Source organism: Pseudomonadota bacterium, from assembly GCA_026388215.1.
Classification (GTDB): domain Bacteria; phylum Desulfobacterota; class Syntrophorhabdia; order Syntrophorhabdales; family Syntrophorhabdaceae; genus JAPLKF01.
In genome coordinates this window covers 1-4,215 of the sequence record JAPLKF010000127.1, presented here as the reverse complement: position 1 = coordinate 4,215, position 4,215 = coordinate 1, and the positions used below count along the sequence as shown (strand labels likewise).

Here is a 4,215-nt window from a genome sequence, read left to right as displayed (position 1 = left end):
TGCAGGGAGCCATCCCCACTGAATCGCAATAATAGGGCCGATAATCGGAGCTGCCCCTGCTATTGACTTGAACTGGTATCCAAAAAGGATATTTTTGCTGGTTGGCATGAAATCTACTCCATCCATGTACATCTTGGCTGGAGTAACCCTCTTCGGGTCAGACTTGATAATCTTCGTATCTATGTACTTAGCATAAAAACGATAACCAACGAACGCCACGATAAAGCCTAAGATTAGTACTACTACAGAATTCATACTCCCCCCTTTTTACCTTAAAGATTTCTTAAAAACCCCATGGGAACCAATTCCATTTTTCACCCCATGTTTTTAGAGTAAAAATTGTTTATGAATACCTTTAGAACGATTTATTATATGAAAACAATTTTTCCTATGTCAAGCTTTAAATTTATTACATTTAATATCATTCCCTGGGAAAACTGTCCGCTATTCGTTATTCGTTATTTATAAATGGGACTCCACGCTTGTCCCATCCCCTGAGCTTATAATAATCGTCCTTCAACCTCTCAAGTTGCTCCCTCGTTATTACACTCTTCTTTGAACCTATCCCCTCCTCAAAAAAACGGGGTGGGAGCGTATCATCAGCCCTTGTAAGTCCTTCCCTTATATTAAAAGCCCTCGTAGCACTCTGGATATGAGATGCAATCCTCTGAAGGTCCTCTTTCTCTACTTTTATGCCTGTTGTAGCCTGAATGATATATGCAAATTCATCCCACAGATAAATGTCACGGTAGAACCTGCATAGAATTAATGAATCCTGTAACGTCAGCCTGTCCTCATAATCTATAAAAACTTCTGCCTTGCCCTCAATCTGATCAGGAGGAATTACTCCGGCGATTTCTGCCCTAAAGACAGTTGAACGCAAATGACAGGCCCCTCTGTCGGATGTGGCGTACGCAAGACCCATACCCTTAAAGATTCTCGGATCGTATCCCCCTGGCTCCATTCCTTTTACATGAATCGCGATATCTTCAAGACCCCATTTAACTGCTGCATGGGAAATACCTTCCGCCAGGACATCTCCTATACCTTCTCTCCGGGAGATGCTGTAGAGTAAATTAGCGATACCATCGACATCCCCGTATTCTATCTTTTCTCTTATCTTCCCCATTTGTGAGGCTTCGATCGCAAAGGCTGCAAGGTTACCACCTGTTATCGTATCCATCCCAAGGCGGTCGCATATATCGTTCAGGTATATGATTTCATCCAGACGGTCAATCAAACAGAGTCCACCGAAGGCATAGATAGTCTCATATTCAGGGCCCTCAATCTTTAATCCTTTATGCCTCCCTTCCCTCACGGTTGTCAACCTTCCACATGCCAGAAGGCATCGATGGCATGCATGGGGTTTGACCGAATAATTGGAGTGCAATGTCTCTGCACTGATATTCTCCCAACCTTCCATGCTGCCTTCATGCCAGTAACGGGTCGGGAATCCCTCAAATGTATTGATAATTGAAACCAAACCAGGTGTACCGATGTTTTTAAAGAAACTAAAAGAAGGGTGGGTTTTTACCTTATCACGCCATTCTTTACTAAACCTTTCTATGGCTTCGGGGTCTGCTACCTCCCTTTTCTGATCCCCATAGAAAACGATAGCCTTCACCTTCTTTGAACCCAGCACAGCTCCAACACCTGTTCTTCCTGCACACCTCCAGTAATTATTGGTTACATTGGCAAATCTGACCAGATTCTCACCGGCTGGACCAATAACGAGTGCCCCTGCGCCCTTCAAACCTACTTTCTTTAGCACGAAATCCTCGGTTTGGTATGTGTCAGAACCCCATATATCCCCTGCATCATGGAACTCAACCCCGTTTGTGCCCACTACCAGAAAAACAGGTTCTGAACTTGCCCCTTCAAGGATTATTGCATCATAACCAGTCCTGCTTATTGGCTCGGCTATTCTCCCCCCCGAGTATGAATGAGAAAAAAGACCTGTAAGAGGACTTTTTGTAAACACACCGTACCTGCTCGACCCCCAGATTTTCGTATCATTGACAGGACCCACACCTATTATGAAATTATTTTCAGGGGAAAGGGCATCTACCCCTGGTTTATTCCTCTCAAGCATCAGATAAACACCAAGACCCTTGCCGCCAAGGAATTTTCTGTATACCTCATCCGGGATACCTTCCTCGTGAAAGCTTCTCGCGCTTAAATTAACAACTAAAACCTTTTTGAAAAATCCCTTCATGGTGCACCTTTTATGCGGACGTTAAAAACCCTCTTCATGCCTTTATAAACGAACAGAGTTCCAGTCAAATTTTCTTATAGATAAAGAGCCTGTACGCCTTTTCATTCATGGGTAATCTGTAAGGTATCACATCCTTCAGGTCGAACCCTTGATAATCTATTGGCTCATCCCTCGTACCTTTCAAAATGAAGGCGTGGCCATTTTTCCTTATATGCCTTCCACCCTTTTCCAAAATTCCTTTAATGTCTCCAAATCCTTTCACAGCAAGGCTATCAACCTCTATTGGTTCCAGTTCTTCTATTCTGCTCTGAAGAATAGTGAGCCCCTTCAGGCGCATTCTTCTTTTTATATGTCTCTGGAACTGGATCTTTTTCAAACCTTTATCCACCGAAAAGATATCCATCTTTTCATTCAGTATCTTCAGGGGGATCGCAACGATTCCTGCACCTGCACCCATATCCAGCAGTGTCTTACTTTCCCTGACATACCCGTAGAGAAAGAATGTATCATATAAGAGTTCCCTCACAATCAGCTCAAGGTCCTTCAATCCTACCAGATTTATATGTTCATTCCACTTTTTGAGTTCAAGGGTATAGAAACAAAGTTCCTTTAATATCCCTTCATTAAAGGGAATATGGAAGGCTGTCAATCCTTTTTGAATTATTTTTTCCAGATCCATAGTATATAAGAATAGCATAAATTTCTCCCTTCTGTTATAATTAAGCGATGAAAAGGTTTATAATACTTTTTATATCCTGTCTGCTCCTTGCTTCCTGTGCTTCTAAGGCCCCTAAAAAGGTAGGGAACCCTGGAGACCTCTACGTCGATGGGGTTAATCTCATGAAAAACAAAAAGTACGATGATGCGATAAAGAAATTCTCCGAAATAAGAGAGAATTACCCTTTTGATCCATTTGCCTTTGTCGCAACTGTAAAACTTGGCGATGCTTACTTTGAAAAGAAAGATTACATTTTAGCATCAGGTGTATATGAGGATTTTTTTAATACCCACCCTGAGGATGAGAATATTCCCTATATACTAATAAGATTAGGGGAATGCTACGAAAAGGTATCCCTGTCGATTGATAGAGACCAGGCTTACACATTAAAGGCAATTGAAAGATATACGTATCTAAAAAACCGTTTTTCCAAAAGCACCTACGTAAAGGATGCCGAAGAAAGATTGAAAAAATTGGCCCAGAAACTTGCAGACAGGGAATTATACGTTGGTGAATTCTATTACAGAACAAGTCAATATAACGCATCTGTCATAAGGCTCGAGTACTTTTTAAGGAAATACGCCGGGGCAAAAGGAACAGATAAGGCCCTTTTCTATCTGAGCATGTCAAATAGAGAGCTCAACAACATGGAAAAGGCCGACTATTATTCCGATATACTAAAAAGGGAATATCCAAAAAGTATTTTTGCAAGGTCTACAATAAGGGAGAGAAAAACGCTCAAACTTGCAAAGGCAGACAAACCCTTGCTGCTATCTGAAGAGAGAAAGAGGAGAGAGATTGAGCTAAGACCTCAAATAGCCCGGGTAGAAAAAGAGGAAAAAGATAAGAAGGTGGATGAAAAAGGGGATGAGAAGAAGGATGAGAAGGGAAAGGGGCTCTCCTTTATTGATGAAAAGAAACCCATTGATATAGTATCAGATACCATGGAAGCCTTCGATAAGGAAAAATATGTAGTTTTCAAAGGAAGTGTGATTGCAAAACAGGAGGACCTGTTTATATTTTCGGACACCATCGAGGCTTACATGGATGAAGCAACAAACGAAATCGAAAAGGCCCACGCAAAAGGCAATGTGAAGATTGTAAAAAAAGAACGTACTGCTACATCCAATGAAGCCGTGTTTGACAATAAAAAGGGAGAGATAGTCTTAAAGGGTAACGTTGTGGTATTTTCTGGCCCTGACAAGCTCACAGGGGACTTAGTCACCTATTATATCAACGAGGACAGGGTTGTAGTTCAAGGAGAAAAAGAAAAGAAGGCACG

4 protein-coding genes are annotated in these 4,215 nt (G+C 41.7%); 1 reads left to right on the top strand and 3 read right to left on the bottom strand.

The window, feature by feature from the left end:
- The 3 genes from NTU69_07720 to NTU69_07710 form a co-directional block, all read right to left on the bottom strand.
- Positions 1-255 (bottom strand): carbon starvation protein A (locus tag NTU69_07720; GenBank protein MCX5803400.1); only part of this gene is annotated, 255 nt, incomplete at its 3' end.
- Positions 256-451: 196 nt separating this feature from the next.
- Positions 452-2,215, bottom strand: a complete 1,764-nt coding sequence (locus tag NTU69_07715; GenBank protein ID MCX5803399.1) for an aldehyde ferredoxin oxidoreductase family protein — start codon at positions 2,213-2,215, stop codon at positions 452-454.
- A gap of 64 nt (positions 2,216-2,279) precedes the next feature.
- The gene (locus tag NTU69_07710) at positions 2,280-2,912 is read right to left on the bottom strand and encodes a class I SAM-dependent methyltransferase (protein MCX5803398.1); all 633 of its coding nucleotides are present in this window, start codon (positions 2,910-2,912) and stop codon (positions 2,280-2,282) included.
- Between the two features lie 29 nt (positions 2,913-2,941).
- Between NTU69_07710 and bamD the strand changes: the two genes are divergently transcribed.
- Positions 2,942-4,215 (top strand): outer membrane protein assembly factor BamD (gene bamD / locus NTU69_07705; GenBank protein ID MCX5803397.1); only part of this gene is annotated, 1,274 nt, incomplete at its 3' end.